The 24,659-nt window shown below is 59.5% G+C and carries 18 protein-coding genes; 8 read left to right on the top strand and 10 right to left on the bottom strand.

The features are described 5' to 3' along the window. Positions 1–17: 17 nt before the first annotated feature. The 7 genes from tssK to ABE493_RS01710 all read left to right on the top strand — a co-directional run bounded on the left by tssK (position 18) and on the right by ABE493_RS01710 (position 8,925). Positions 18–1,352: a type VI secretion system baseplate subunit TssK gene (gene tssK / locus ABE493_RS01680; protein WP_346496657.1), complete on the top strand. Its 1,335-nt coding sequence runs from the start codon at positions 18–20 to the stop codon at positions 1,350–1,352. Next, entirely contained in the window at positions 1,352–2,143 is a 792-nt protein-coding gene (gene icmH, locus ABE493_RS01685) for a type IVB secretion system protein IcmH/DotU (RefSeq protein WP_062167678.1), read from the top strand. The genes tssK and icmH overlap by 1 nt, the downstream gene beginning before the upstream one ends. 10 nt (positions 2,144–2,153) lie before the next feature. Continuing rightward, positions 2,154–5,015: a type VI secretion system Vgr family protein gene (locus ABE493_RS01690; RefSeq protein ID WP_346496659.1), complete on the top strand. Its 2,862-nt coding sequence runs from the start codon at positions 2,154–2,156 to the stop codon at positions 5,013–5,015. Next, the gene (locus tag ABE493_RS01695) at positions 5,012–5,524 is read left to right on the top strand and encodes a hypothetical protein (protein WP_346496661.1); all 513 of its coding nucleotides are present in this window, start codon (positions 5,012–5,014) and stop codon (positions 5,522–5,524) included. The genes ABE493_RS01690 and ABE493_RS01695 overlap by 4 nt, the downstream gene beginning before the upstream one ends. A gap of 11 nt (positions 5,525–5,535) precedes the next feature. Continuing rightward, positions 5,536–7,416: a LysM peptidoglycan-binding domain-containing protein gene (locus ABE493_RS01700; protein ID WP_346496663.1), complete on the top strand. Its 1,881-nt coding sequence runs from the start codon at positions 5,536–5,538 to the stop codon at positions 7,414–7,416. Continuing rightward, positions 7,340–8,128 carry a M949_RS01915 family surface polysaccharide biosynthesis protein gene (locus tag ABE493_RS01705; RefSeq protein ID WP_346496665.1) on the top strand — a complete coding sequence of 263 codons (789 nt, stop codon included), beginning with the start codon at positions 7,340–7,342 and terminating at the stop codon, positions 8,126–8,128. Before ABE493_RS01700 ends, ABE493_RS01705 begins: the two co-directional genes overlap by 77 nt. A gap of 278 nt (positions 8,129–8,406) precedes the next feature. Continuing rightward, entirely contained in the window at positions 8,407–8,925 is a 519-nt protein-coding gene (locus ABE493_RS01710) for a hypothetical protein (RefSeq protein WP_346496667.1), read from the top strand. A 187-nt stretch (positions 8,926–9,112) separates the two neighbouring features. On the opposite strand, the gene ABE493_RS01715 is transcribed toward ABE493_RS01710, so the two are convergent. The 4 genes from ABE493_RS01715 to ABE493_RS19420 form a co-directional block, all read right to left on the bottom strand. Next, on the bottom strand, positions 9,113–9,721 hold the full coding sequence (locus tag ABE493_RS01715; RefSeq protein WP_346496669.1) for an imm11 family protein: 609 nt from the start codon (positions 9,719–9,721) through the stop codon (positions 9,113–9,115). Positions 9,722–9,994: 273 nt separating this feature from the next. Then, positions 9,995–10,540 (bottom strand): DUF4303 domain-containing protein, encoded by a 546-nt coding sequence (locus ABE493_RS01720; RefSeq protein WP_346496671.1) that lies wholly within the window; start codon positions 10,538–10,540, stop codon positions 9,995–9,997. Between the two features lie 634 nt (positions 10,541–11,174). Continuing rightward, complete coding sequence (locus ABE493_RS01725) at positions 11,175–11,573, bottom strand: Imm12 family immunity protein (RefSeq protein ID WP_346496673.1); 399 nt, start codon at positions 11,571–11,573, stop codon at positions 11,175–11,177. Beyond that, on the bottom strand, positions 11,536–11,739 hold the full coding sequence (locus ABE493_RS19420) for a hypothetical protein (protein ID WP_430980691.1): 204 nt from the start codon (positions 11,737–11,739) through the stop codon (positions 11,536–11,538). Before ABE493_RS19420 ends, ABE493_RS01725 begins: the two co-directional genes overlap by 38 nt. On the opposite strand from ABE493_RS19420, the gene ABE493_RS01730 reads away from it, so the two are divergent. Further along, on the top strand, positions 11,665–11,931 hold the full coding sequence (locus ABE493_RS01730) for a hypothetical protein (RefSeq protein WP_346496675.1): 267 nt from the start codon (positions 11,665–11,667) through the stop codon (positions 11,929–11,931). The two genes, ABE493_RS19420 and ABE493_RS01730, sit on opposite strands and share 75 nt — an antisense overlap. A gap of 504 nt (positions 11,932–12,435) precedes the next feature. On the opposite strand, the gene ABE493_RS01735 is transcribed toward ABE493_RS01730, so the two are convergent. The 6 genes from ABE493_RS01735 to ABE493_RS01760 all read right to left on the bottom strand — a co-directional run bounded on the left by ABE493_RS01735 (position 12,436) and on the right by ABE493_RS01760 (position 24,658). Next, positions 12,436–12,981, bottom strand: a complete 546-nt coding sequence (locus ABE493_RS01735; RefSeq protein ID WP_346496677.1) for a hypothetical protein — start codon at positions 12,979–12,981, stop codon at positions 12,436–12,438. Further along, the gene (locus ABE493_RS01740; protein ID WP_346496679.1) at positions 12,969–17,408 is read right to left on the bottom strand and encodes an RHS repeat-associated core domain-containing protein; all 4,440 of its coding nucleotides are present in this window, start codon (positions 17,406–17,408) and stop codon (positions 12,969–12,971) included. Before ABE493_RS01740 ends, ABE493_RS01735 begins: the two co-directional genes overlap by 13 nt. A gap of 146 nt (positions 17,409–17,554) precedes the next feature. Further along, a complete protein-coding gene (locus ABE493_RS01745; protein ID WP_346496681.1) occupies positions 17,555–19,174 on the bottom strand; it encodes a hypothetical protein in 1,620 nt (539 codons plus the stop codon). A gap of 18 nt (positions 19,175–19,192) precedes the next feature. Then, complete coding sequence (locus tag ABE493_RS01750; RefSeq protein WP_346496683.1) at positions 19,193–21,439, bottom strand: type VI secretion system Vgr family protein; 2,247 nt, start codon at positions 21,437–21,439, stop codon at positions 19,193–19,195. Positions 21,440–22,014: 575 nt separating this feature from the next. Next, positions 22,015–23,742, bottom strand: coding sequence for a single-stranded-DNA-specific exonuclease RecJ (recJ, locus tag ABE493_RS01755; protein WP_346496685.1), 1,728 nt, complete (start codon positions 23,740–23,742; stop codon positions 22,015–22,017). Then, entirely contained in the window at positions 23,735–24,658 is a 924-nt protein-coding gene (locus tag ABE493_RS01760; protein WP_346496687.1) for a phosphoglycerate mutase, read from the bottom strand. The genes recJ and ABE493_RS01760 overlap by 8 nt, the downstream gene beginning before the upstream one ends. Position 24,659: the final 1 nt, after the last annotated feature.

The following is a 24,659-nucleotide window of genomic DNA, read 5'->3' on the forward strand; positions in this document are numbered from 1 at the left end:
TGGCTTACGTAAGCAGGATGTCGAAGGTTTTATGGGGTGAAGGCTTGTTCCTTCGCCCGCAGCACTTCCAGCGTCAAGACGCCTATCACGAGGCGCGCCTGCAGGATCTGTCGCAGACTTTGCACCCCTATGCGTGGGGCGCACGGCGTGTGCGCTTCGACCCGCATGCACTGGCCGGCGGCACCTTGCGGCCACTCGATCTGTCCGCTGTTTTTCCGGATGGTGAAAGCTACGACGCGCCGGTGCACGACAGCCTTCCCGATGCCGTATCGCTGCAGGACCTTCCTCCGGGGGTACAGGCAACAATCGTGTATCTCGCATTACCGCTATTGCGTGATGACGGTCGCAATTGTGCAGATGCCGAAGGCAGCGTGCTTGCGCGTTATCGCCAGGCCAATCGGGTTTCGGATGATTTGTTCACCGATGCCGCCGAAGCTGAATTGGCATATCTCAGCAAGGCAGTGAAGCTGCTGACCGATGACCAGCCCAAGGATGCCTACGCAATCGTGCCGGTTGCACGCGTGCGCAGAACGTCCAGTGGTGGTTTCGAACTGGACGATGAATTCATTCCGCCCTGCGCGCAGTTGCAGGCATCGCCGTTCCTGCATCGCGAGTTGCGCGCCGTCCTGGATGCGCTGCAGGCCAAGGTAGATGCGCTGTACGGGCTGCACCGGCAAACCTCGCAGAACATCATCGAGTTCCGCTCGGGCGATATCGCATCGTTCTGGCTGCTGCACACCATCAATTCCTCCTTCAGCGCCCTCGCCCACCTGCTGCATCATCCGCAGCTGCATCCCGAGCGCCTGCACCAGGAATTGCTGCGCATGGCCGGCGCCCTGCTCACGTTTTCCAATACCTATCAACTCAACGACCTGCCGGTGTATCGCCACGATCAACCGGAGGCTTCGTTCCGCAAGTTGCTGGAAATCGTGCGTGCATTGCTGGAAACCGTGATCTCCACACGCTACTTCAAGATCGCCTTGAACGAGATCAAACCGTCCTACCATCTGGGTCGGCTGGATTCGCAGCGCATCGATGGCGAAGCGTCGTTCTACCTTTCCGTTTCGGCCTCCATGCCAGCGCAGGACCTGATCCAGACAGTGCCTATCCGCTTCAAGATCGGCGCGCCGGATGACGTTGAGAAGTGCGTACTTTCCGCGCTGCCAGGGGTAAAGCTCACCCACGCGGCACAGGTGCCGGCTGCAATTCCGGTACGCCCCGGCAGCCATTACTTCGAGATAGATGCACGCGGCGCGCTGTATGAACGCATGCTCAAATCGCAGTCGCTGATGATCTATGTACCCTCCGGCATTGCCGACCTCAAGCTCGAACTCGTTGCGGTGACCACCTGATGAACTCCCATCTGCCTCCGACCCCGGGCCCGATGCCGTCACTGACCGGCAATGCCGCCATGGCCAACAATGCACAGATCTCCGCAGCGCCGCAAAGCCTGCAGGATCTGATGTCAGACGGTTTCTACCTGTTGCTGCTGCTCAAGCGCGGGCAACTGCCCAACGATGCCGAAGGTTTCGTGCAGACGGTGCAGAAGTTCCTCGACAGCGTCGAACGCAATGCGATGCGCCTTGGCATTGCCGCTGAAGATGTCTACGCCTCCAAGTACGCCTTCTGCGCAGCCGTTGATGAGGCCATCCTCTCGCAGCCGTCCGCATTGCACGAAGTGTGGGAACGCAATCCGCTGCAGCTGCGCATGTTCGGCGAGCACCTTGCTGGCGAGCACTTCTTCGACAAACTCGAAGAACTTCGCCGTCAGGGCGCACCGCGCTTGCCGTCGCTGGAGGTTTACCACTACTGCCTGCTGATGGGGTTCGAGGGCAAGTACCGCCTCGAAGGCACCGAAAAACTGGGCTATCTCACCGCGCGCCTGGGCGACGAAATCGTCTACCTGAAGGGCAAGCGGCATGGCTTCGCGCCCCACGCGCTGCCGCCGGACAACATCCGCAACCAGCTGCGCCGGGTAATTCCGTTGTGGCTGCCGGCCGCCGTAGTTGGCTGCTTCGGTGTACTGGCCTTCATCGGCCTGCGCACCTATATGGGCCACGATACGCGCCAGCAGCTGGCTGCCTACAACAACGTCGTGCAGATGCCCGAACGCACTGCGCACATCACGATCACCTTGCCATGAGCCTGTCGATATGGACGTCCCGAGCTCCTCGTTGTCTGTCGCACTCGCCGCGCTTTCACATCACGACCGCCTGATCAAACTGCAGGCCCCACATGAGGGCCTGGTGGTTGAGCGCTTCGAGGGCCAGGAAGCCCTGTGCGGCGAGATGCGGCTGCAGATCGACTGCCTCTGCACGGATGCCTACCTGCAGACTGACAGCTGGCTGGAGCAGCCGCTGACGCTGCAACTGCAGCTTGCCGACGGCTCCCATCGTCAATGGCATGGCCTGTGTACCGACGTCGCACAGTTGGGCAGCGATGGCGGCTTGGCGCGCTACCAGCTGGCACTGGAACCCTGGACCGCACTGCTGCGCCTGCGCCGCAATGCGGTGATCTTCCAGGATCTGGATATACGTGCCATCTGCACGCAGGTCTTTGATGACTACCCGCAGGCGGACTACCGCTTCGATGTTGAAGCTGTGCTGCCGCAACGCGAGATCACCACCCAGTACCGCGAGACAGACTGGGAATTCGTCAGTCGGCTGCTGGCCGAAAGCGGCCTTGCCTGGCGCATCGAGCAGGCCCAGGACGGCGACGGCGCGCATACCTTGGTGGTGTTTGAACCGCAGGCCGAGCTTCCCGACATCGGCAACATCCGCTTCCATCGTGTTGCCGCCAGCGAATCCAGCGATGGCATCACCCGCTTCGCTGAGCAGCGCCAGCTGGTCCCCAACAACAGCACGGTCGCCAGCTGGCACAGTGACAAACTCAACGCCATCGCAGCACAGGCCAGTGCGGACGGCGGCGACGTTCCGCCATTGGAAGTTTATGTACAACCCCGCGCGGGCCGCTTCAACGACTCCAGCTGGGCGCAGAGTGAAGCACAGGCGCGACTGGATGCGTTGCAGGTCGCGCAGCTTCTGCACAACGGCAGCAGCAGCGAACGACGCATGTCCGCAGGCACCCGCTTCACGCTGAGCCAACATCCACAACACGAAGGCCCCCAGTTCCAGATCCTGGTGGTCGCCCACGCGGCGGTCAACAACCTCGACAGTGGCATTGCCGAGCTGCTCGGCAACAGCGAGCTGGAACGCGGCAGCTACCGCAACCAGTTTCTGGCTACAGACGCCAGCGTTCCCGTCCGCGCACTACCGCACGACCGCCCTGCCCTGCACGGCCCGCAAACCGCACGGGTAGTCGGCGTGGCCGACGCCGCACTCAGCCCAAACCGCGAGCATCAGGTTCGCGTCCAGTTCGGCTGGCAGCGTGGCAGCACGCCCAATCCCGGCGGCTTGAGCGAAACCGGCTGCGCGCAGGCCGGGCACGCGCCGGGTGATCACACCAGCGGCAGCTGGGTATCGGTTGCCGAATGGGTGGCAGGCCCCAACTGGGGAACCGCCTTCCTGCCGCGCATCGGCAGCGAGGTGCTGGTCGAGTTCCTGCACGGTGATATCGATCAACCGCGCATCACCGGCCAGCTCTACAACGGCAATGTCGCGCCGCCGTTTGGTGGCGGCATCGATGAAGATGCCAAGCACCCCGGTGTGCTCAGCGGCCTGCATACACAGGCCCACGACGGCAGTGGCACCCAGCAATGGGTAATCGACGACACGCCGGGCCAGCTGCGCACGCGCCTGCACAGTTCATTGGCTGACAGCCGCCTCGAGCTCGGCTACCTGATCCAGCACCAGGACACCGCACGCGGCGCGCTACGCGGCGAAGGCTTCGAACTGGCCACCCAGGGCTGGAGCAATGTGCACGCCGCCGAAGGTCTGCTGCTGTCGGCCAGTACACAGGAGCGTGCCGCCTCTACGGTGATGGACAATGCCGAGGTGGTTGCACAGCTCAAGGGCGCCGAGCGCAGCCTGGAGCAGATGCAACAGACCCTGCAGCAACAGCAGGTGCCCGGCCTCAAGGCGTGGCAACAGACCGGTCAATTGCGTCAGCAGATCGACCCGGCCGCCGACGGCCGCTTCCAGGCGGTGGTCAACGGCCAATCCCAGTTCAAGCCCAACGATGGCCGCACACCCGGCGATCAGCCGGTTGAGCGCTTCGCCAAGCCGGTGCTGCTGGCCGAGGCGCCAAACCATATTGCCTGGACCACGCCCGCAAGCGCGATTGCCTTCGCCGGGCAGAACCTGCAACTGACCGTACAACAGGACCTGCACGCCAGCAGCGGCGAAACCATTGCTGCCGTTTCCGGCGGCCAGGTTTCACTGTTCGCGCAGGGCGGCCCGGTGCGGTTGATTGCTGCCAACGGCCCCGTCAGCCTGCAGGCCAACGACGGCGAACTGGAACTGCTGGCCGACCAGGCCATTACCGTCACCGCCACCGATGCACGCATTGATGTGCTGGCCAAGAGCAAGATCGTGCTGCAGGCAGGCAGCAGCGCGATCACACTGGAGGGTGGCGATATCACCTTCAGCTGCCCGGGCGAGTTCAAGGTCAGGGCCGGCGAACATCCGTTCATGGCTGGCAGCAGCGATGCACCGGCCTTGCCGGCACTTCCCGCCGGCCTTTTCTCGTTCAAGGAAAGCCTACGTTTCGCTCTGGAGGGCAGTGATGCGTTGGCCGCGGACCTGGGCTGGAAAGGCAAACCGTTCCGCATCAACGATGCCGATGGCAAAGAAATTACCAGCGGCACCCTTGGCGAGGATGGCCGCCTGCCACGCGTCATGGCCGACGGTCTGGGTCGCCCTTTGACATTGCAGGTTGGCGAGGATACTTGGGACAAAATTGTCCCCAGTGCAGGATTGCCGCCAGAGAATGACGGGGACAACCCTGACTTCGAAGGCGTAGATCCATTCCTTGGCCAGCCAAGCGACCCACCCATCGGCTCGCTCACTTCTGAGCAGATCCTCGAACTCCTCAACGAATCTCCGGCATCCACATGAAGATATCTTCGCTCCTCATGCTTCTGTGCCTGAGCTGGGTACCGGCCGCCCAAGCGCAACAGTACGCCTCCGGCAACACCGACATCAGAACCTCCCAAGGCACCCTGCGCGTCAACTCAGGCTACGTCAGCCATTTCAATTCCCACAGCTTTCACGTCTACACTTTCCAGTATCACCCTGCGTCCGATGGTGCGACGTGGAATCAGCTGCCACTACTACCAAGCTCCGAAGCGCCCCCTACCGAATTCCTTGTCAAAGCCACGGCTACCGCAGACCTTCCGTTGCGCGACGCCCGCGTAGTCGTTGAGTCAAATGACGTTGCCTTGTACGTCGCACAATTGAAGTTCAAGACAACTCCGTACGACGAAGACAGCACTGTTGAAATGTACCGTTATCTCCTGAAGCAGCAAACAGATGAAGAACGCTGGGTGTGGGTGCTCGACACCACCCGGCTGCTTCCAAAGGGCGTGAATGTCACGCAGGCGTTGACAAGAATTTCCAATCGATAGGCGGATACCGGATGACCACCTATATCAGCGCAGCTTTCGACAAGGACACCAGGACCGTGGAGTTCACCGCCGACACGGGCGACAAGCTCATCCGCAGTGGCGGCACGCTTGCTTGGCTACTGAACAATCCAGGCAATCTGCGGCCCGGCGGCAAGTACCAGAAAATGATCGGCGAGGCCGACACCAAAAGTGGGAAATTCGCCATCTTTCCGACTGCTGAAGACGGATGCGAAGAGAAGCGAGCCCTGCTGCGACGCAAGTACAATGAAATGACATTGCACGATGCCATGCATGTCTACGCACCAGAGGAAGAGAACGATACTGCTGCCTACCTCGCGTTTGTCCGGAACCGCTCTGGTGCTACTGACGACACCGTCATCAAAGACATGACACCGGCGCAGTTCAACGGCATGGTCGGCGCCATGGAGCAGTATGAGGGCTTCAATGCCAATGCAGATTCGCGCAAAGAACGCATCGTTCACGCTACTCAAGTCACGTTGTCAGACGGTGCCAGGCCATTGCCTGCCACCCCCGTTATCGTCCGCAGCAGCGCCACGGGTGAGAGGAAGGCTTCTACCAACCAGAATGGTGTACTCCCGACTTTCGTTACCCGCCAACCAGGCGAATTGATCGAACTGTTCCTGGACGAATCCGGCAAGCTCGGCACAAAAATTGGCGAATTTGCTTTGCAAAAAGCCTCTTCCTCGCTGATTTTTGCTCGCCAGCTGATGACCATTGGTGGCAACTCACAACCCCATAACCCTGTCCGTACTGCCGATGGCAAACGTGCTCCCCTGCGCTACGTGGTGCAGCCGGGCGACACGCTCGCTTCAATCGCGGCGCGATTCAAGACATCCGTCGGCGAGCTGACAGCAAACAACCAGATCCGCAATCCCAACCGCATCTATCCAGGCCACGTTGTTTGGATCTACGGCAAGCCGCAGACCACAGCTGCCAATGACCCCGGACCGGCGGCCCCACCCAAGCCACAGCCCATCGTGTACAGCGTCCGGTCTGGCGACACGATGGGCAAGATCGCCGATCAACATGGCACCAGCGTGCAGGCTTTGATGGCAGCCAACCCCTCCATCACCAACGCCAACCGGATCAGTCCCGGACAGAAGCTGACGCTACCGGCAGGCGCGAAGCCCACTTCCAGCGGAACACGTGCTGCGGATAATGCGACTGGCGCCCGAGCCACACCCCGTCCTTCGTTGATCAGAACCAACCCCCGCACACCGCCGTCAGCGATCAGCCGCAGCGCGTCGGCACCTGCCTTGCAAGCGCGCGATACCCGTAGCCGGGAAGGCCAAGGCCATCCCATTGCGATCATTCCTTTTTCGCAAACGCGTGCGCCGTGGATCGAACACGCCTACACCCAGGCGAGCAAGTGGGCGGGAAAGAAAGAAGCCGTGATCAGCCAGACTGTGAACTTCCATTCCGAACTTGGCTACGGTCGGCAATTCACTAGTCTGGCAGGTAGCTCCAACGCTTGGTGCGCCTCGTTCGTGAACTGGTGCCTACGCAGCGCGGGTTATCCCATTTCTTCGCCGCACCCATACCGTGCGCGGTCCTTCGCCGCGGATACTATCAATTTTAGCCAGATCGCCGAACCCGTGTATGGCGCCATAGGTCTGGTAGGAACTTCGCACGTCGGTTTCGTCTATTCGATAGAGCGCGAGCGGCCTGTTCTACTGGGCGGGAACCAGAGCGATCAGATCAACTTCGTCCGATTCAACCCTGCGACCCTGCGCTATTACGTACCGACAAGCTATCTGCCCTTCGCTCAGAAGGAACTAAAGGAATCCAAGCTCGATGAACTGGCTGCTGCTGATCTCAACACCGCCCTCGGCATCGTCGTCGCCAAAAAAACCGGGGGCAATACGCGCTGACACAGTTCTGTTAGCGCCGGCAGTGGCGCTTCTATCGGTATTCGCCACATTAGGCTGTAGTTCACCCACGTCATTTGACACAGCCGAAGTCTCACAAGCAAAGGCAATAGCTGCGGTGGAGCCGGAGCGCATGGTTAGCGTGCAGGTACGCCCCGATCTTCCTCTAGACCAACTGAAAAGCATGTTCAAAGGCACGCTTGTAAAGCAGCTCGCATTCGACGACAAAGATGGTCACGGACTACTTCTGCTTTCACACAGTGAGGAAACACTGCAAGAGGACGCCACTGAAGAGTACGTCGACCGTATTACCTTGATTGCGGAACAGTTCATTCGCATTACCCCTGACGCACCATGGACCTCGCGCTGGCAGGTTGAGCAGCCCACCTCATGCGAAGGCCTTGATCTGGAAGCCGACTATTTCCTGGAGCAGACGCAGGCAACAGACCTGGATGAAGATGGCCGCGCAGAGCTGACTTTCGCCAGCCACAGTTTCTGCGGCGGAGGCATCGACTCCCAGCACCTGCGTATCGATGTACGCCAAGGTGATCAGCAACACTTTGTGGTGAACGGCGACTCACTCGTGGAGATTGAAGGCGACCCACCATTCGGTGGCGAACGCCGTGATGATCCGAACGTAGCCAAAGCATCGACGCCACTTCGGGCACACCTGGACAACGTCTGGACGGCGATCAAACGCGGATCCACTTATTGAACAGAGCTCACCCAGACCAGGCAGTCGTTCACCACCAAAGTTCTTGCCAGGCGCATGCGCATAGTTGCGCCAGCGACCGGCAGCCGGGACAACATCGCACACGTCTACAAAGACATTTTCAGCAAGGACAACAAGGCCAAGTGACACAGCAAGACGTCAGCAGACGCCTACTCACAGCCGCCATGCTTGGTATCGCACTCGTCGGCTGCGATGCGAGATCTTCCCGTTCTCAGCCTCCCGCGGCAGCAACTACCGCCGCAGCTGCCAGCGCAGGACCTGTGATCGAAACCACGCCCACTGGTTTGATCTATCAAGGCAACGCATTGAATCTCGGCGCACCGATGAGCGAATGGATACAAGCGCTGGGCCAAGACTATCGAAGCACCCAGCCTAGCCCCGGCCTTACCGTTCTGGTTTGGGACAAGCTTGGCATCCGTGTCTATCCCGACAACGGCAAAAGCCCCAATGCCAGCATCGTCACCATTGTCCTGAACCATATGGACCGCGAAGCTGCTGGCTTTGAAGTCGCTGCGCCCGGCACCGAGCTGGAACCACTAAGCGTCTTCATTCAGCCGCTGTCCTTGCAAGGGTTGGTAATCACGAACCGAACGACACTGCGCGATCTGCGAACTGCAGGTGGTCAAGCTTGGGATTTCAGTTGCACCAAAGGTGTAGCCACGTGCTTCACTCACCGCACCGATCTTGCGCCGGACCAGCTATCCATCGCCTTCGCCGTCGATGGGCGCATCGAAGACAGCGTGATTTATGCGGTGGAGTTACAGAGGGTTGCGGAGTAGTCCGGCCCATCAGCACGAATCATATGCCACCAGCGGCGTTCTGGGTGGAAACAGCCTGGCCTGCCGCTGCGGCAAATTGGGATTGTCTTCGGCTCCGAAGAATCAACCGCGTAGACGCAGGTAGCCCCTGATGAGCCAGCATCCAATTCATGATCTGACCAAACGGCTAATCTAGATTGGTAAACAATCAACCCCAGAAGTCACTCTTCTTATAGCTCGTGATGTCTTCGAACTGGATGCCCGCAAGCCCCGCCTGTTCGCAAGCCTCGCGGAACGCGTCATTGCAGACTAGTACGTGACCAAGGTCCAAACACTTGAACGCGGCACTGTCAGGAATTTTGCCTTCATCTACAACGAAATTTTCAACGGTTTCGATTACGGGCACATCCGGAAAGTACTTGTAGTGCACAACCTCTCCGGTCTCCAAGTCCTTCTCAAGTTCGTAGTCGGAGCGCTCCCAATCAATCACCGACGCCCACGCGGACCAACGCAGATAGAAGTATTTCTTTTTCGACTTTTTCCTATCTGACAGCAGCACATCCACCGCAACAAATTCAACTCCGATGCCGAAATTACGACATATTTCCATAAATCGTTCGGACGCCATCCCGCACGTACCCCAGTAATCGAAATCCAAGAAATCATGCTTGGCTTGGTAAACGTAGCCGGTTCCTGGATCAACCGCGGAAGTATGCGGATTGAACGCATTCCATGACCAGCCCTTGTTCAACCTCCCCTTCAGAACAATGGGGCATCCCGGCGCACCCGATACATAATTCAAAATATATAGAGACATTGCTCATCCCATCCAAAAAATCACGTTGTCTGCGTTGCGCTTGAATACTTGCGCCGACTTGTAATGACCCGCTGAGAACCAGCTCAGGCGTTAGTTTCCCCCAAATGACGGCCTCCAAAATCTTGAACCGGTCTAAGGTAGAAAAATCGGCGCGCGGCACCACCTGGTGGACGCGGCCCGCTCATATGAATTTCTTCCGGATAGTGCTTCGTGAAAACGCCTAGTCTTCGTCGCATATCTATGCACAAATCCAACGAAAAATTCGTCCAGGCGTCAGTCCTCAGAATCTTCCGCAGCTTCATCAAACCAGCTCAAATACCCTGAAGAATGAACATCATTAAGCATTTCAACAAAGCTTATATTGTCTGAAATCGGCGGCATGATCTCCACAGCTAGCAATAACTGTTCCCTAGACTGGTTTTTTGAAAAAAATCCTTCTTGATCCAATCGCTGCAAAGCAGTCTCGAACACACCTAGGCGAAAGCTCAGCTCAGCTTGCCATTTCGCGAGCCCAAGCTGCTGAATTGATGGCCGTAAATTAAAAATATCACGAAGCGGAGAGAATAATTCACCGTGATAATCACAATAAGGTGAATCAGCATAAGACCACTTGACTGCACGCGCAAAACCGATATCTCGCGACCGAAGTTCTGCCTCTCTTTGCAAAGCCTCCCGCGACCACGCCGACAACGTTGGGCCGAAGCCTTCTTCGGTAAAAAAAATAGTTACATAATAAAAGGATTCATTACTGGAGAACAGGTCATTACACACACCTCGAACTGCCCAATGAGCAAGATCATACAGATCGCTGTCATTCATGAGATCACTAAATATTTAGCCTCTACACCCGGCGATAATTCGACTCCCGTAGCTCGAAGCTCACGCCTTTCAGCGGTTGCATCAAGCTCGACAAGGCAGATAAGGCAACCACTCTGAGTCCATACCGTCGAGACAACAAACTGGAAGGCCCTAAACGCCTCTATCGTAGACACCCCCAACGGCTGGCGTCGGTGTTGAAGGCCATCTTTTGGCCGAGCGGATCAACCGTGGTGGTCAAGCGCTCGGCCGCGTCATAGCTACAACGCCTTGCCTGGTCCAATAGTCGACTTCCTCGACGACGCAATCAAGAGGGTCGCGGAGTAGCTAATAGGTCTCACCACACTGGTTGATAACACCGATCAGCTGCTCTTCGCTGTCATAGCGGTGCTCCACCGCGTAGCCAGATTGGCCTGCTGGCGGCGACCAATCTGGCCTATGCTCACGTATTCCAGCCTGGCCCGCGCGCCAGCTTCGTCGGTGTAGCGTACAAGCTAATCTTCCGCACTGTATGTGAAGCGCACACCGGCGCCGTCGAGCGTCGAGGTAGCCAGCAAGCATCCATCGCGCCCTTGCCCTCGTAGCTATGAACGGCTGCGACCGCAGAACCTTGGTAACATCCAGGAAACCAAAAAAATCATTTCGTCGCAGCGTTTAGCGCGCCGACAACAAGCTTCAAATCAAGATTTGCGACACTTTTAGGAAAGGCCGATAACTCGAGACCCCTAATCAGCCACCCAAAAATCGTCTCTTCTGCCGAAGCCTCACCAACCGATTCCATATCCTTTTGTGGGACGCATATCTTAACCCAAAGCACTTCGCCCTTCTTCGTATACCTTATCGTCGCCTCAAACGCCTCTGGACAGTAGTCTGTAACCGCACCGCCAATATACAATTCAAAATCCAACTCAGCCACAGCGTCTAGCATAATTTCCGACAATGTGGCTTTTACAATGGGGCGAAGCTTCACAACTACAGCATGGAACTTGGCGGCCGCATCAGGCCCGCCCATCCGAGCCCCCAATGTCACATTCATAACGTCTCCAAAAAACTAGCTCCTTGACAGCGGCCCTGCGTCGGCGCGATTGCTTTGAGCGCAGATTCGGCCCCGCCAGTTTGTACAGCCTATGCACGCGCTTGCGATTGATCAGCCAGCCTTCACGACGCAGCAGGATGTGGATGCATTGGTAGCCGTAACGCACCCGCGTCCGGGCAATTTCCGCGATGCGCCGCGCCAATGGCGCACCCAGAATTTTACGCACCTGCTTGTACGCCAGCCCAAAGCGGGCCTGGCGCATCACGCCACAGCCCCGCCACTGGCTGACCGCGTAAGCACGCTGCAGAAAGTCGATGAGCGTATGTCGCTGCACCGGCCTCAGGGCTTTTTTGAATGACGTCCTGCAGCATCACTTTGCCCAAGCCAAAATCCGCAACCAGCTGCTTGAGCTTGCGATTCTTTCCCTCCAGTTTGCCGCAGCCGGCACAGCTCGGACAAGCTCAAACCGCCGCACTTCTTCTTCCAGTTGTAGAACGTGGCCCCGGAAATGCCCAATCACCTTTCTGCGCGGGGTAAGTTTCGCCGAATTCCTCTACTTTTGAATGGCTCAAAAAGCTGGGAGGTGGTCAGCGTCAACATCAAGTTGAACAACAGACGCTGGCAGCTTCCCGGTTACCGTGCGAATCGTAAATATTATCGAAATATCTTCAGTTTTTTTAGGCTATAGCCGCTTTTTTCGCTACCCGCACAACCTTTTTCTTGGAGATAGTCAGCAAGCCGGCCAATCACCATCTTCTTGTATGACTACTTATCCACCAGCTCTCCTACGGCAGCTCCTGGCCGAAACAAGCAATCAAATCAAACCGGAACATAATTCGCACTCACCCTAAAAACACCACGATCACGACATAATGTGCAAAATAAACTCCTTGATATTCTTATACTTATTTTCACGCTGCCCCTGATACGTCCAAACCTCAGGCTCATCACCCTTATTCCAAACCAGCCAGGCAACATCACCGTCATCCAAATTAGTATATGCAAATAACGAGATACTGGATTCATCGAAAGCATCCGGGGCAGAACCATCCCAATTCTTTCGCTGAGCTGCTGCGATCGCCTTGAGCTTCTTTGAAGCCAATAATTTAGCCAGTTCTTTCATCGATGGGAATCGCCAAGCGACGTCCACGATAGAAGAAGCAAAGCTATATCGCGCCCGCAACATTGGAGTGGCAGGACGAAAGCTAGCATCCAACATGGGATACTCGCGCGGCAGTGCATTGTCAGGCCGACCAACTTTCATTTTCAGAGAAGCGTCGATTTCTTTCTCCGTCATTCCCGCGTTCCGCAGAATTACTTTCACCTCCTCTGCCCTGTCTGGGTAAGACTTCCGCAACGCTTCAAAAGTCAAAACCACCTCATTGTCAACCGACTCTATTTTCTGCATTTCAATGTCACCTTGTGATAAACCGTTCCGGCAGGAACTCCCTTTGCTATTCCGCCAAGATAAGAGTTTACAGATCTGAGAAGCGCCATAGCTCTCCCGCCTGCTATCCGCCCACCCATGATCGCATCTGGAGTATGCCCGACAACCTTGTTAAGAAAACGGCGCGGATACTTCCTCCTTAAGTTTCGTTTCCACGTGGCAGACGCCGCCTCCTCAACTGCAGATATCGAACTCCGCTTGGTCAATGATCCTCCAGCCTTCTGAATCTCACTATTCCAAGCTCGGACGAACCGCTGAAGCTGCCGGTGCTCGGGCGTTCCAGCAGCGTACTTGCTACTGTCTATTTCGAGAATAGTCTGTCCATTCGGGTCCTGAATGATCTTTATCCGCTTAAGACCCAGAGGGTCGATATCCATCAGCGGAGAATCCCCATATAGGTAAAGATTATCCCCACCATCCAAGCCCAACGGGTCCTGGCTGATGAACGAACCTATATCGGAATCAAAAAAACGATTGCGATTGTATGCAAATCCAGTTTCACCATCAAAGTACTGCCCCTGATAACGCAGAGCGCAATCAAGAACATTATTGAATCCCGAAATGCCGTTTTGGCCGCGCCATAGCGGCGAGTCCAGACACCAGATAACGGAGCCTTCGGCATCCGTCACCCGCAAAGGGCAGCCATTAGGATCCACCTCATAAAAATAAGAAACTTGCTTACCAGCATCCACGCACTCGACCAAGGCTCTTTCGCCGAAGTTTGACTCAGGCAACCCCTCCACCTTGTGCTTCCGGGTGTACAGGCTGTTGCCGGCACTTTCCCCGCCGAGAACCGCACTTCCAAGCACCCCTAATCCAGTCACACTTAAGTGCGATGGCGCGTAGTTTCGCTCCAATACGCGAGAGCTGAGTGCTGTATTTCCATTTGACCCAATCTTTCCACCAGATGGATCTCGACTTCTCTCTCGTTCCAAAAAGAGTAAAGGCACAAAGGTTTCCGGGTAATACACATGCTCCCGCAGCCGCCCATACAGCGCCGCCAACTTTTTTTGCCGCGCCTTGACCTCAACCAAGTTCGCAACATTCCCCACCCAAACCGGCGCCGCTTCATCAGCGTCATTCGCCTGCTGCACTTCACCCAGCAACGCATCGCCGTCCCAGAAGAACCACGTCGTCTGCGTCGGGTTGCGCTTGAACACTCTTCGGCCTAGCGGGTCGTAGCCGTAGTGCGTGGTTTGCCCATTTCGCCGGCTTTCCGCCAAGCGATGATTAGCATCCCAGATCAGGGTCAGATCATCAGGAGCGTCGCCGTGCGGTGCGCCTTTGCGTATCAGGTCGCCTGCCCGGTCAAAGACGTAGTGCACGCCTTGATAGGTACCTTCGCGCGTCCAGGTGACCAGCTCATCGTTGTCGCCGCCCACCACCTTGCGTGCCTGCACCTGCTTGATCTCGGTGCGTAGGCGGTCGCCCGCAGGGTCATTGAAGAATCGCTCTATCTTGCCCTTCGGGTCGGTGTGCTGCAGCAGGCGGCCAATGGCGTCGTAGCGGTACTCGTCCACGCCCTGGCCGCTGTCACTGCGCCGGGTCAGGTTGCCGCTACGGTCGTAGTCATAGCGTGTTTCAAACAGCGGTGCCGCGTCCTTCAGGATGGACTGCGAGGTCAGCAAGTTGCGGCTGTCATAGCTGAAATTACGCTGCAGATGCGGGCTCAGGGTTTCCTGCGTGGTCCGCCCCAGCGCATCGCGCTGCATCAGGATGGGCGACTCATCGTTGATCGCTATCGACACTGCCTGATCACGCAGGTCGTAACCGATGGCCAGATGATTGCCGGCAGAAGTTTCGCGGGACACCCGGTTGCCCACCTCGTCGTAGCCGTAGCCGACGCGGAAGCCGTCCTGCAGCTCTTCCAACAGCTGTCCAACCGGGTCGTAGCGGCGCTTTACCGTACGCGAGGGATTGCGCAGCTCGACCAACTGGCCGAGCTTGTCGTAGACAAAATGCTCCTGCAGCTGCTGCCCGGCATGGCGCACGTCCGGCAAGGTCTTGCGGGTGATCCGCCCCATCTTGTCGGTGTTGAAAGCCACCTTCTGGCCGAGCGGATCGACTGTGGCGGTCAAGCGCCCGGCTGCGTCATAGCTATAGCGTCTTGCCTGGCCCCAATAGTCGACTTCCTTGATGATCCGACCAAGTGGGTCACGCAGCAGCTGATAGGTCTCACCGCGCTGATTGATGACGGCGATCAGCTGCTCTTCGCTGTCATAGCGGTATTCCACCGCATGGCCATCGGCCTGAAGCCGGCGGCCGATCTGGCCAATGCCGACATACTCCAGCCGGGTCTGCGCGCCGGCCTCGTCGGTGTAGCGGACAAGCTGATCTTCCGCGTCGTACTCGCAGCGCACGCCTGCACCATCGGGCGTCACCGTTGCCAGCAAGCGGCCCTTGGCGTCGTATTCATAGCGACTGACCTGCCCCAGCGGATCTACCTGCCGCAGCAGATTGCCCAGCGCATCCTGCTCGTAGCGACTCTCATGCCCCAGCGCATCAATCACTGCTGCGACAAGACCGTGACGGTCGTAGCGCAGCTGCGTGACTGCCTGCCGCGCATTGGTCTGCGCAAGCAACTGCCCGCTGGCGTCATAGTCATAACGCGTTCTTGCTGCCAATGGGTCGGTCTGCACGACCATCAATCCGCGCCCGTCGTAGGCCTGCTGCCACGTGGCGCCATCCGGCGAGCGCAGTGCGACCATGTTGTCGTGGTCGTCGTATTCCATCTGCAAGCTGCTGCCATCTGCCCGCGTCAGGCAGCACAGGTTGCCGTGTGCGTCATACGCAAAGCCCGTGCGCAGGCCCTCCGGATCCGTTACCGCAACCGTGCGACCGAAGTCGTCGTACTCAAAGAAGGTAACGCCGTCGAGCGGATCGATCTCGCACAGCGGCAGCTGGTTCTCGTCGAACTTGATCACGCTCAGATGACCGAGCGAATCGATCACACGGGTCTCGCGCAGCAGCGCGTCGTACTCGAAGTGGTAGTTGTACAGGCCACCGTCGCCCCAGGAGTGCACTACCCTCCCCTGCGCATCGAACGTGTAGTAGAACGACAAACCCACCCGGTCCGTATGCTGTACCAATCGGTGCTGCGCGTAGGCAAATGTGCGCGCAGCACCGAGCGGATCCACCGCGGCAGCCAGATCTCCTTCGGCGGTGTAACGATAGCTCACCAGCGGATGCACCAGGCCAGTTGCCGGGTCATGCAGGGCCATGCGCTCCACGCGGCCGTGGCGCGCATCCACGTCGATGAAACGACCTTGCAGGCCGTCGACACCGCTTTCTACGATACGTACCAGATGCCCTTCGTTGCGCTCGAAGCGCCAGTAGTTGCCACTGGCATCTTCGATGCGCTGCAGGGCCAGACTGCCATGTGCCGGCAACGGTGCGACACCTGCCGGTAGATCGTTGCCGAACACGTACTGCAGGCCGCCCTTGAAGCGCACGCGCAATTGTCCGTGCTGGCGCAGCAAGCGTGCGCCATCGACGAAATCCAGTATCGCGGCTGCTTCACCATCTACCGGCGGCAGCTCGGGAAAGAACGCAACCTGCCCCGGCCCGGACATCCACACAGAGCCGTCGTCCAGCACTTCCAGTGTGATGTCAGCAGGTGTCTGCCAGCCGACACCGCAAGCACCACCGCGCCCGATCTGTGCGGAGCTATAGCTGCGCTGCCATATAAACGGCAGGCGGCCGGGAATATCAAAGTCCTGATGGCTGACCACCACGCTGCCGTCACGGGTATCCACCGGCTCGGCACGCAGGATCCTGCACTTGAGCGTACCCGACGGAAGATGCCCCCATTTGCCTTGACGCCACGTCTTGAAGGCATCCATCTTGCCCTGAAAAAACTTGCTCTTGCGCAGCTTGCCCAACCCGGCAAAGGCAGCACGGAACGCCATCGCCGTCCAAGAGATCGTCGGTGGTCCGCCCACCGTCACGCTACTCGGAATGGCGACATTCAGACCGGTCGGCAGCGACAGTGCCCGCAACGGCTTCTTGGGCTTCTTCATCCGGAACGGATTGATCATGCCGGCCAGATTGCAATCCAGCACCGGCATCGCCAGCCGCGAGAACGGTTCGCCATCAGCCGATACCGTGCGGCTGCCCATGAAGATCTCTTCGCCGTCGAACTGCGGGCCCATCGGCGCGGCCAACGGTGGCGCCCAAACGCCCAAAGGAATATGCACATCCAGGCCGCCGGTACCGGCGGTGGCGCGATGCACGCCATTGACCTTGATCGTCGAACCGATGAACGGGATGTAGTCGAACGGATCCAGCACCAGCCCGATATGCGGCGTCGGCAGCGGGCTTGGCGGCACCGCATACATATGGATATCGATACCCAACTGCGGATCAAGATGCTTGGCAGCGATGCTCATGGCAACACTCCTTGTTGCTCAGATGGCGCGCAACAGCGCACGCAGGAAGGCTTTGACCTCGTCGCGGTAGTCCGCGCTGATCCAGGCCACCACGATGATTCCAATCGCGATGGCCACGGCCATCACCGCTGTTTTCCTGCTCGGCGTCATGCCAGTGCCGCTCCTGCTGTAGTTGGGGATGTAGTTCGCGCAGAGCTCGCTGCCTGCAGCAGTTCGGATGGATCCGGCAAGGGCTGCATTGCCGGCGGCTCGCTCCATACCGGGATCTCGTGATCCAGAGGATGTTCAATGGCCGGAATGCCGTTCCAGGCCGGATCGAGAAAATCGCGGCCCACGGCGACGATCTTGCGAAAGAACTCATCGCCGGCCTGAATCAGCCGCTCGCGCTCCTGCTGCGCGCGATGGAAACCCTGTTCAAGCGCGACATCCAACTGCCGCTCGATGGCATCAAGTGCCGATCGCGCAGGCCGCGGCCCCAACGCCATGGCGCTACTCTCGGCATCGCCGAATACGCGCGTACTGGCCTGCACATACTCCGCCGCGACGTCCTGCAGCTTCTGGCAGCGGCGCGCGTCCTGCAAGAGCAGCAGATCCCATAGCACCTGCGGGAGTGTTGTGGTTTTGCGGTCCGCCGGCGACAACGGCTTGGCAATACGAATGGCTTCCAGCAACTGCGTGCGCGCCACTTCCCGGTTACCCGCCTGCAGCTGGCACCAACCGGCCATGCGCTGTCCTTCCAACTGGAACATGGGATGCGGGATGCTCGCGGCCGAGGCCGATGCCTGCAGATAGGTCTGCGCGGCGCGCTCAGGCTGTTTGGCCGTAAACCAGCAGCCCGCCTCGCCAAACCAACTCTGCATCACCAAGTCAGCGCCAGCGGCGTTACCACCGAGTCTTGCACTGTCCGCCGCGGTGCGTGCATTGCGGTAGGCGTTGATGGCCTGCGCGTGGTCACCGTGTTTGAGCCACGCGCCTGCAACCATCATCTGCACTACCGATTGCTGGTCGTGCCAACCATTGCGTGTGGCAAGGGCCTGAGCACGTTCGGCGCGTGTCACCACCTGGGCGGGGCTGCCACGTTCGATCAACAGCATCAGGTCGGCCAGCAGCTGCCGGTACAACACCTCCGGCCCGCGCCCCGTGGATTGCGCCGCCGTATCGCGTGCGATCCCGAACATGTCGACGTCTCCACCGATCAACGCGGCTACATCTGCATGTTTTTCCAGCAAGGGCTGCCAGCGTGGATCCTCTTGTGTGTCCACCAGGACCAAACGCAGATGCGCGCCTGGAACCGCATTCAACGCGGCCGAAATCCAACGCTCAAAGCCATCACCAGGTACATGGCGCTCGGGCTCCAGAACTGCCGCCATCAAGCGCAGATGCGCAGCATGGTGTTCGGCGAAACCAGCCAGCACCTCGACAACACCCGCCGCAGAATCCGGATGGGTTTCGTTGGGGCCACGCCAGCCCAGCGTCACGCCCTGCTCGCGCAGTTCATCCTGACTGCCGAGGTAGCGTTCCAGCAGATCCTGCTTTATCTGTCGGCTATAGCGGAAGCCAAGTTCGTAGCGGGTGTCGATACGCAGGAAATAATCCGGCGTATCACGCCCTTCGTCGTGCCGTTGCATCTCGAAAAAAGCCGCCAATAGACGGCTGGCGTTGGCCGGCAGACGCCAAATCAGCAAACGCCGGGAAGGATCGGAACTTGCGTGCAGCCAAGCCTCGCGCAAGGTAGCGAGGCCGCGCAACATGGGGGTGTCCTGCATGCTGAATCTCCGTTCTGCTTAGCAGTTGAGTTTGATCTCGCTGCCGTTGACCGAGACTCCGCTGGCATTGATCACCACTTCCGAGCCCCCGGCGCTGATCTTGATTTCGCCTGCGGTGATTTCGATGGCGGAGGACTCGCCCACAACTGCAATCAGCTTCGCCGCAGAGGCCAACGTCATCTCGCCGGTAGAGAACTGCGAGTGGGTTTCCGTAACACCCTGCTCGAACGCGCCCTCCACGCCGATGGTGCGTGAACCCTTGTTGGCATCCTCGACCGCACCGGTCACGCCGCGCTTGTCCAGGCCGGTGATGGTGGTCTCGCGCCCCGCAAGATACTGCTCGGTCACCTTGCCCTGCACCTGCTCCCACGACGTCGAAGTGATGGTCTGCTTCCACGTACCTGTGCGCTGGCTGATGTAGTTGCCGGTCAACGTCGTGGTGAAGGGGCCAGTGATGGTTTCGGTATAGCCGGCAGCAAGAATGGTCTTGGTCTGACCGGTGTGATACGTCTCGGCGACCGCGCCGGTGACATCGGTGGTGCGCGTCCCGGTCACAGTAGAGGTATCGGTACCGGTGACGGTGATGCCGCGATTGCCGGTAACGCCGATGGTCTGGTTACCACCCACGGTCATGCCGTGGTCAACCGTCACACTGGTGGTCTTGTTGTTGAGGATGCTCGCGGTCTGGTCGTTGAGCACGGTGGTGACCATGTCGCGCTGAGCGCGCATGTTCAGCAGTTCGCCGCCGGCACCATCGTGCATGGTGACTTCATTCCAGCCGCCCCCTTTCACGGTTTTGGATTTCAGGCCGCTGACTTCCATGCCAAACGGCGGCATATTCTGTTCATTGAAAACGCGGCCGGTAATGATCGGCCGGTCCGGATCACCATCGAGGAAATCGACGATGACCTCCTGGCCAACGCGTGGCGGCGACACGCCGCCCATGTCGGCACCGGCCCATGGGCTGGCGCTGCGGATCCAGCACGAGGCGTTCTCACGCCGATCCAGCTTGCGGTCCCAATGGAACTGCACCTTCACCCGGCCGTAGGCATCGGCGTGCAGTTCTTCGCCGGGAGGCCCGACGACAGTCGCTGTCTGCGGCCCTGGCATGCGCGGCCACGGCGTCTGCCGCAATGGGCGGAACGGGATGCGCCGGCGCAATACCTGCGCCTGCATCTCCACGCTGGGCAGCTCGGCACTGGCGAAATCACTGGCGAAATTGTTGTGGCCTTCGCGTTGCATCGATACCACGAAGAACTCGCGGTCCGCTTCGTCACGGCCGATGAAATCCGGATGCCTATCAAGGCTGAAGCACGCGCCGGCCTGCAATTCACCAGCATTGCCGGCGCATTCGAACAACTTGGTCGGCCAGCTGACTTCTTCATTGCGCACTGCTGCCAATGCCTCACCAACTCTGCTATTGGCAAAGCGCGCAGCGCCGTCGTAACGGTACTGCTCCAGCGGCGGCAACAAACCCATCGGCACCTGATTGCCCTGGTTGCCATCCAGCTGCTGCTTGGGCTGCTTGAAGTCGAAGCTGCGCAATGTCTGCGCGCTCGGCCCTACCCTGCGCCGCGCGCCCCAGCGGTGCAGGCCGGTACGTGCCAAGGTGCCTTGATCGGAGACATAGGCAATCGCGCCCGGCTCGCCGTGTACAACACTGAGTGTGGAGTCATCGCTGATGACCAGCGTATGCCCATCCTCGTCATGCACGAAACTGTAATACAGGCCTGCATCTTCCAGCAGGCGGCTGACGAAGGCGAAATCCGATTCGTTGTACTGCACGCAATATGACAGCGGCTGCAGCTTGCCGGCATTGAGATCGTAGCGGTAGCGCGCCAGCTGTTCGTAACCGGCAAATACTTCCTCGACGATCTCCAGAACGTTCTTGTCCTGGAAAATGCGGCAATTGCTGGTGAAGTCGAGGAAAGCAAACCAGGGTGCAATCTCGGCGCGGTAGCTGTTGAACTGCGCTTGTTGCCCCGTGCTGGCGAACTCGCGCACATAGCCATGCACGCTGCGGCCACCAAACTCGTCGCCGAGCAGCAGACGCAGCGGCTGACCAACCAGTTGCTTCAACTCCAGCCGTGGCTGGGTCGACAACAACTCGATGTGATAGAGGAAAGGCGCGGATACCGATTCGTTGCCGTCGAAACGTTTGACCAGGAATGTCTCCGGGGCAAGCGCGGTTTCAACACGAACCAGCCGGCGATCTTGATGCAGGCGTTGCAAGCCGCCTGCTGCTGAAAGTGATTCTGCAAACATCGGGCGTTCCGTCGTCCCATGCGGTATCGAGAACCCGACTGTGCCATTGCTTGATGCAGCGCGCCAGTTTTCTGACGCCGGTATCAGACAATCAAAGGCTGAATTCGTAGGAAAGTATTAGTCGAGGACGAGCTTCATCACGTGGTCCTAACGCAATCACGGCGTGCACATGCAGTGAACTGCGCAAACCCTGTGTGTCGCTGCCTTCCAATCCGTGTTTGTTGTCTGGACATTCGGAACCCGTCTTTAGCGATGTAGATCACACAAAGCTGCGGGTGAAGCCAGCTGGCGAGATCGGTCTCGCGCTGTTGGAAAGTGCGCCGGCTGGACGTGGCGACGCTGTAGCCCGGGTAAGCGCAGCGCACCCGGGAGCAGGAGTCCAGAACGTGGTGATGGATCTGCGGTGAGGCCCCTGCCGAGCGTGGCTCGGCACTACGCCAATGGCCCCGGGTGCGCTTCGCTTACCCGGGCTACGGGCTGCTACGGGTGATGGATCTGCGGTAAGCCCCTGCCGAGCATGGCTCGGCACTACAGGGGATGCGCTCAGCCTCTTCCTGCTCCGGGCCCTCTGCAGGTCAAACGGAGGCGCAGTGCTCGACGATCAGCTGGATGGCCTTGCCGCCGCGGTAGTCATCACTCACCAGGCGGTAAGCGACCTGCACATGTTGCGCCGGTGCCGTGCCGGTCCAGCCACTGAAATGGATTGCATTGATGCGCGCTGCAGCGCCAGATTGACGCAGCACCAGCTTCAGGTGGCGCTCCTTCAGCACTCGCCACTCAAGCACCTCGAACGTACCGTCAAACAGCGGCTCGGCGAAGCCCTGGCCCCAGGGGCCGGCCAAGCGCAGCGCTTCGGCGTGCTGGAAATCCAGCTCGGCGGGCGACAGTTCGCCATCGCTGAGCAACTGTTGTTGCAGCAATGCCGGGTCGAGGCTGCGTTGCACCTGCTGCACGAACGCCGCCTTGAATGCTTCCAGATTTGCCAGAGGCAAACTCAAACCGGCAGCCATCGCGTGGCCGCCGAATTTTTCCATCAAACCGGGATGATTGGCATTGATCGCAGCCAGTGCATCGCGGATGTGGAAACCACTGATGGAGCGCGCCGAACCCCGCAATGCATCGTCGCCCGGCTCAGCCGGCGCAAACGCAATCACCGGCCGATGCAGGCGGTCCTTCATCTTTGAAGCCACCAGGCCAACCACGCCCGGATGCCACTCGGCATCGAACAGGCAGGCCGCCACCGGCCGCTGCATATCGTCATCCAGCAAGGCACGCGCAACCGCCTTCTCGGCATCGTCGGTCATGATCTGCTGCACGGCCCGGCGTTCGGCGTTGATTTCTTCCAGCAAGGTGGCGATATGCCTTGCTTGTGCCGGGTCTTCGGTCAGCAACAGTTCGATGCCCAGCGCCATGTCTTCTAAGCGGCCGGCAGCGTTGAGCCGCGGTGCGACCGCATAACCGATGTCACTGGCACTGAGCCTGCGCGGGTCACGGCCGCTCACCTCGATCAAGGCCTGCAGACCCACACTGGCTTTGCCCGCGCGCAGGCGGCGCAAACCGGCCGAAACCAAGGCGCGGTTGTTGTCATCCAGAGCCACCAGATCGGCCACGGTGCCTACCGCGACCAGGTCCAGCAAACTCAGCAGATCGGGCTCGGCTTGGGTGCCGAATGCCGCCTGTTCACGCAGTTGCCGGCGCAGCGCCATCAACACGTAAAAGATCACACCCACGCCGGCCAATGCCTTGCTCGGGAATGCGTCGCCGTCCACGTTCGGATCAACAATCGCGTCGGCCGGTGGCAGCTGTTCGCCCGGCAAGTGGTGGTCGGTAACCAGTACCTGCCAGCCCAGCGCCTTCGCGGCGCGCACACCCGCATGGCAGGCAATACCGTGATCCACCGTGACCAGCAGATCCGGCTTCAATACGGCCAGCTCTTCCACCAGCGACGGCGACAGACCATAGCCATGCACCATTCTGTTCGGCACCGCATGCACCACATCGCGCGCGCCCAGCATGCGCAGGCCGCGCACGCCGACCGCACATGCGGTGGCCCCGTCACAGTCGAAATCGCCGACGATCAGGATGCGCTTGTCATTGGCGATCGCATCGGCCAACAACGCAACCGCTGCCTGCATGCCACCCAACAACTCCGGCGCATGCAACTGCGCCAGACGCGGCTGGGCCTGCCCGGGCGTGGTTGCGCCGCGTGCGGCATAGATGCGACGCAGCAGCGGCAGGGTTTCATCGCCCCAGCCGTCGCTTGCAACAGCGTCACGGCGAACGACCTTCAGATTCTCACTCATCAGCCAGCGTCGCTATCGGTTTTTTCCAGAAGCACCAACGCTGCCCGCGGGTGAGGCGATACGCCGTGCCATCCTCGAAATCGAGCTGCAGTTCGCTGAGCTCGCCCCGCGACAGGGCAGCAAGCAATGGCGTGATGGCATCGTTGGCCAGTTGCTGCAGCGAGCGCAGCTGGCGCAGATCAACCAGCGCGTCCACGCTCTGCTCACCGCCCAGGCGTACGCCAGCCAGTGCGGCCAGACCTTGCACCAATGCATCGCGGCTGCGCACCTGCGCATGTGCGGTATGCACCGTTTGCGGCAGGCTGCCGGCGCCCCAGAACCACAGGGAATTCACCGCACGTTGACCCTGCGCCACACGTTGCTCGTTCCACGGATGCTGGTGCAATACAACCTGCGCTTCGGTCAACAAACCACGCCAACGGCGCCCGTTCTCACCATCGGGAAGATGCGCGAACAGATCATCGCCAAGCACCGCATCGGGCTCGGCGAACGTGGGCAGCGGTGTGTCTTCCGGCAGGCGCAGATACCAGCGTGCAGGTGTCGGCGCATCCAGTTGATAGCCGAATCCTGCGAACAGCGGCTGCAATGCAGGCAGCAGTGCCTCCACGTCGGCCTGCTCCAGACGCAGGGTTTCCGCTGCAGCCATCAGCCGCGCGCCCTGCATGTCGGGCACGATATTGGCCGGATCGGCGCGCAGCCAGAAGCCGCCGGCGGCATCGCCGGCATCGGTCTGGCGGGTCAGGGCGGCGGCCGACCAATCGGCCGGCTGCACGCTGAAGTGACGGCGCAGCTGCGCCGATTCACCCGCCGTACCGAGCGAACGCTCGGCACGGCCCAGTGCTGCAGCCACCTGCGCCGGCAGTTCGCCTGCCGGGAAACGGCTGCGTGCGGGCAGCAGCAGTGTGGCTTTGGCCATC

The organism is Stenotrophomonas terrae (assembly GCF_039674165.1).
In the GTDB taxonomy this organism is placed as follows: Bacteria; Pseudomonadota; Gammaproteobacteria; order Xanthomonadales; family Xanthomonadaceae; genus Stenotrophomonas; species Stenotrophomonas terrae_A.

Coding starts and splice junctions, on each gene's coding strand:
- tssK (WP_346496657.1), top strand. CDS start 18: ATGTCGAAGGTTTTATGGGGTGAAGGCTTGTTCCTTCGCCCGCAGCAC.
- ABE493_RS01760 (WP_346496687.1), bottom strand. CDS start 24,658: ATGGCCAAAGCCACACTGCTGCTGCCCGCACGCAGCCGTTTCCCGGCA.
- ABE493_RS01705 (WP_346496665.1), top strand. CDS start 7,340: ATGAACTGGCTGCTGCTGATCTCAACACCGCCCTCGGCATCGTCGTCG.
- icmH (WP_062167678.1), top strand. CDS start 1,352: ATGAACTCCCATCTGCCTCCGACCCCGGGCCCGATGCCGTCACTGACC.
- ABE493_RS01745 (WP_346496681.1), bottom strand. CDS start 19,174: ATGCAGGACACCCCCATGTTGCGCGGCCTCGCTACCTTGCGCGAGGCT.
- recJ (WP_346496685.1), bottom strand. CDS start 23,742: ATGAGTGAGAATCTGAAGGTCGTTCGCCGTGACGCTGTTGCAAGCGAC.
- ABE493_RS01735 (WP_346496677.1), bottom strand. CDS start 12,981: ATGCAGAAAATAGAGTCGGTTGACAATGAGGTGGTTTTGACTTTTGAA.
- ABE493_RS01725 (WP_346496673.1), bottom strand. CDS start 11,573: ATGAATGTGACATTGGGGGCTCGGATGGGCGGGCCTGATGCGGCCGCC.
- ABE493_RS01730 (WP_346496675.1), top strand. CDS start 11,665: ATGCACGCGCTTGCGATTGATCAGCCAGCCTTCACGACGCAGCAGGAT.
- ABE493_RS01700 (WP_346496663.1), top strand. CDS start 5,536: ATGACCACCTATATCAGCGCAGCTTTCGACAAGGACACCAGGACCGTG.
- ABE493_RS01740 (WP_346496679.1), bottom strand. CDS start 17,408: ATGAGCATCGCTGCCAAGCATCTTGATCCGCAGTTGGGTATCGATATC.
- ABE493_RS01695 (WP_346496661.1), top strand. CDS start 5,012: ATGAAGATATCTTCGCTCCTCATGCTTCTGTGCCTGAGCTGGGTACCG.
- ABE493_RS01715 (WP_346496669.1), bottom strand. CDS start 9,721: ATGTCTCTATATATTTTGAATTATGTATCGGGTGCGCCGGGATGCCCC.
- ABE493_RS01720 (WP_346496671.1), bottom strand. CDS start 10,540: ATGAATGACAGCGATCTGTATGATCTTGCTCATTGGGCAGTTCGAGGT.
- ABE493_RS01750 (WP_346496683.1), bottom strand. CDS start 21,439: ATGTTTGCAGAATCACTTTCAGCAGCAGGCGGCTTGCAACGCCTGCAT.
- ABE493_RS01690 (WP_346496659.1), top strand. CDS start 2,154: ATGGACGTCCCGAGCTCCTCGTTGTCTGTCGCACTCGCCGCGCTTTCA.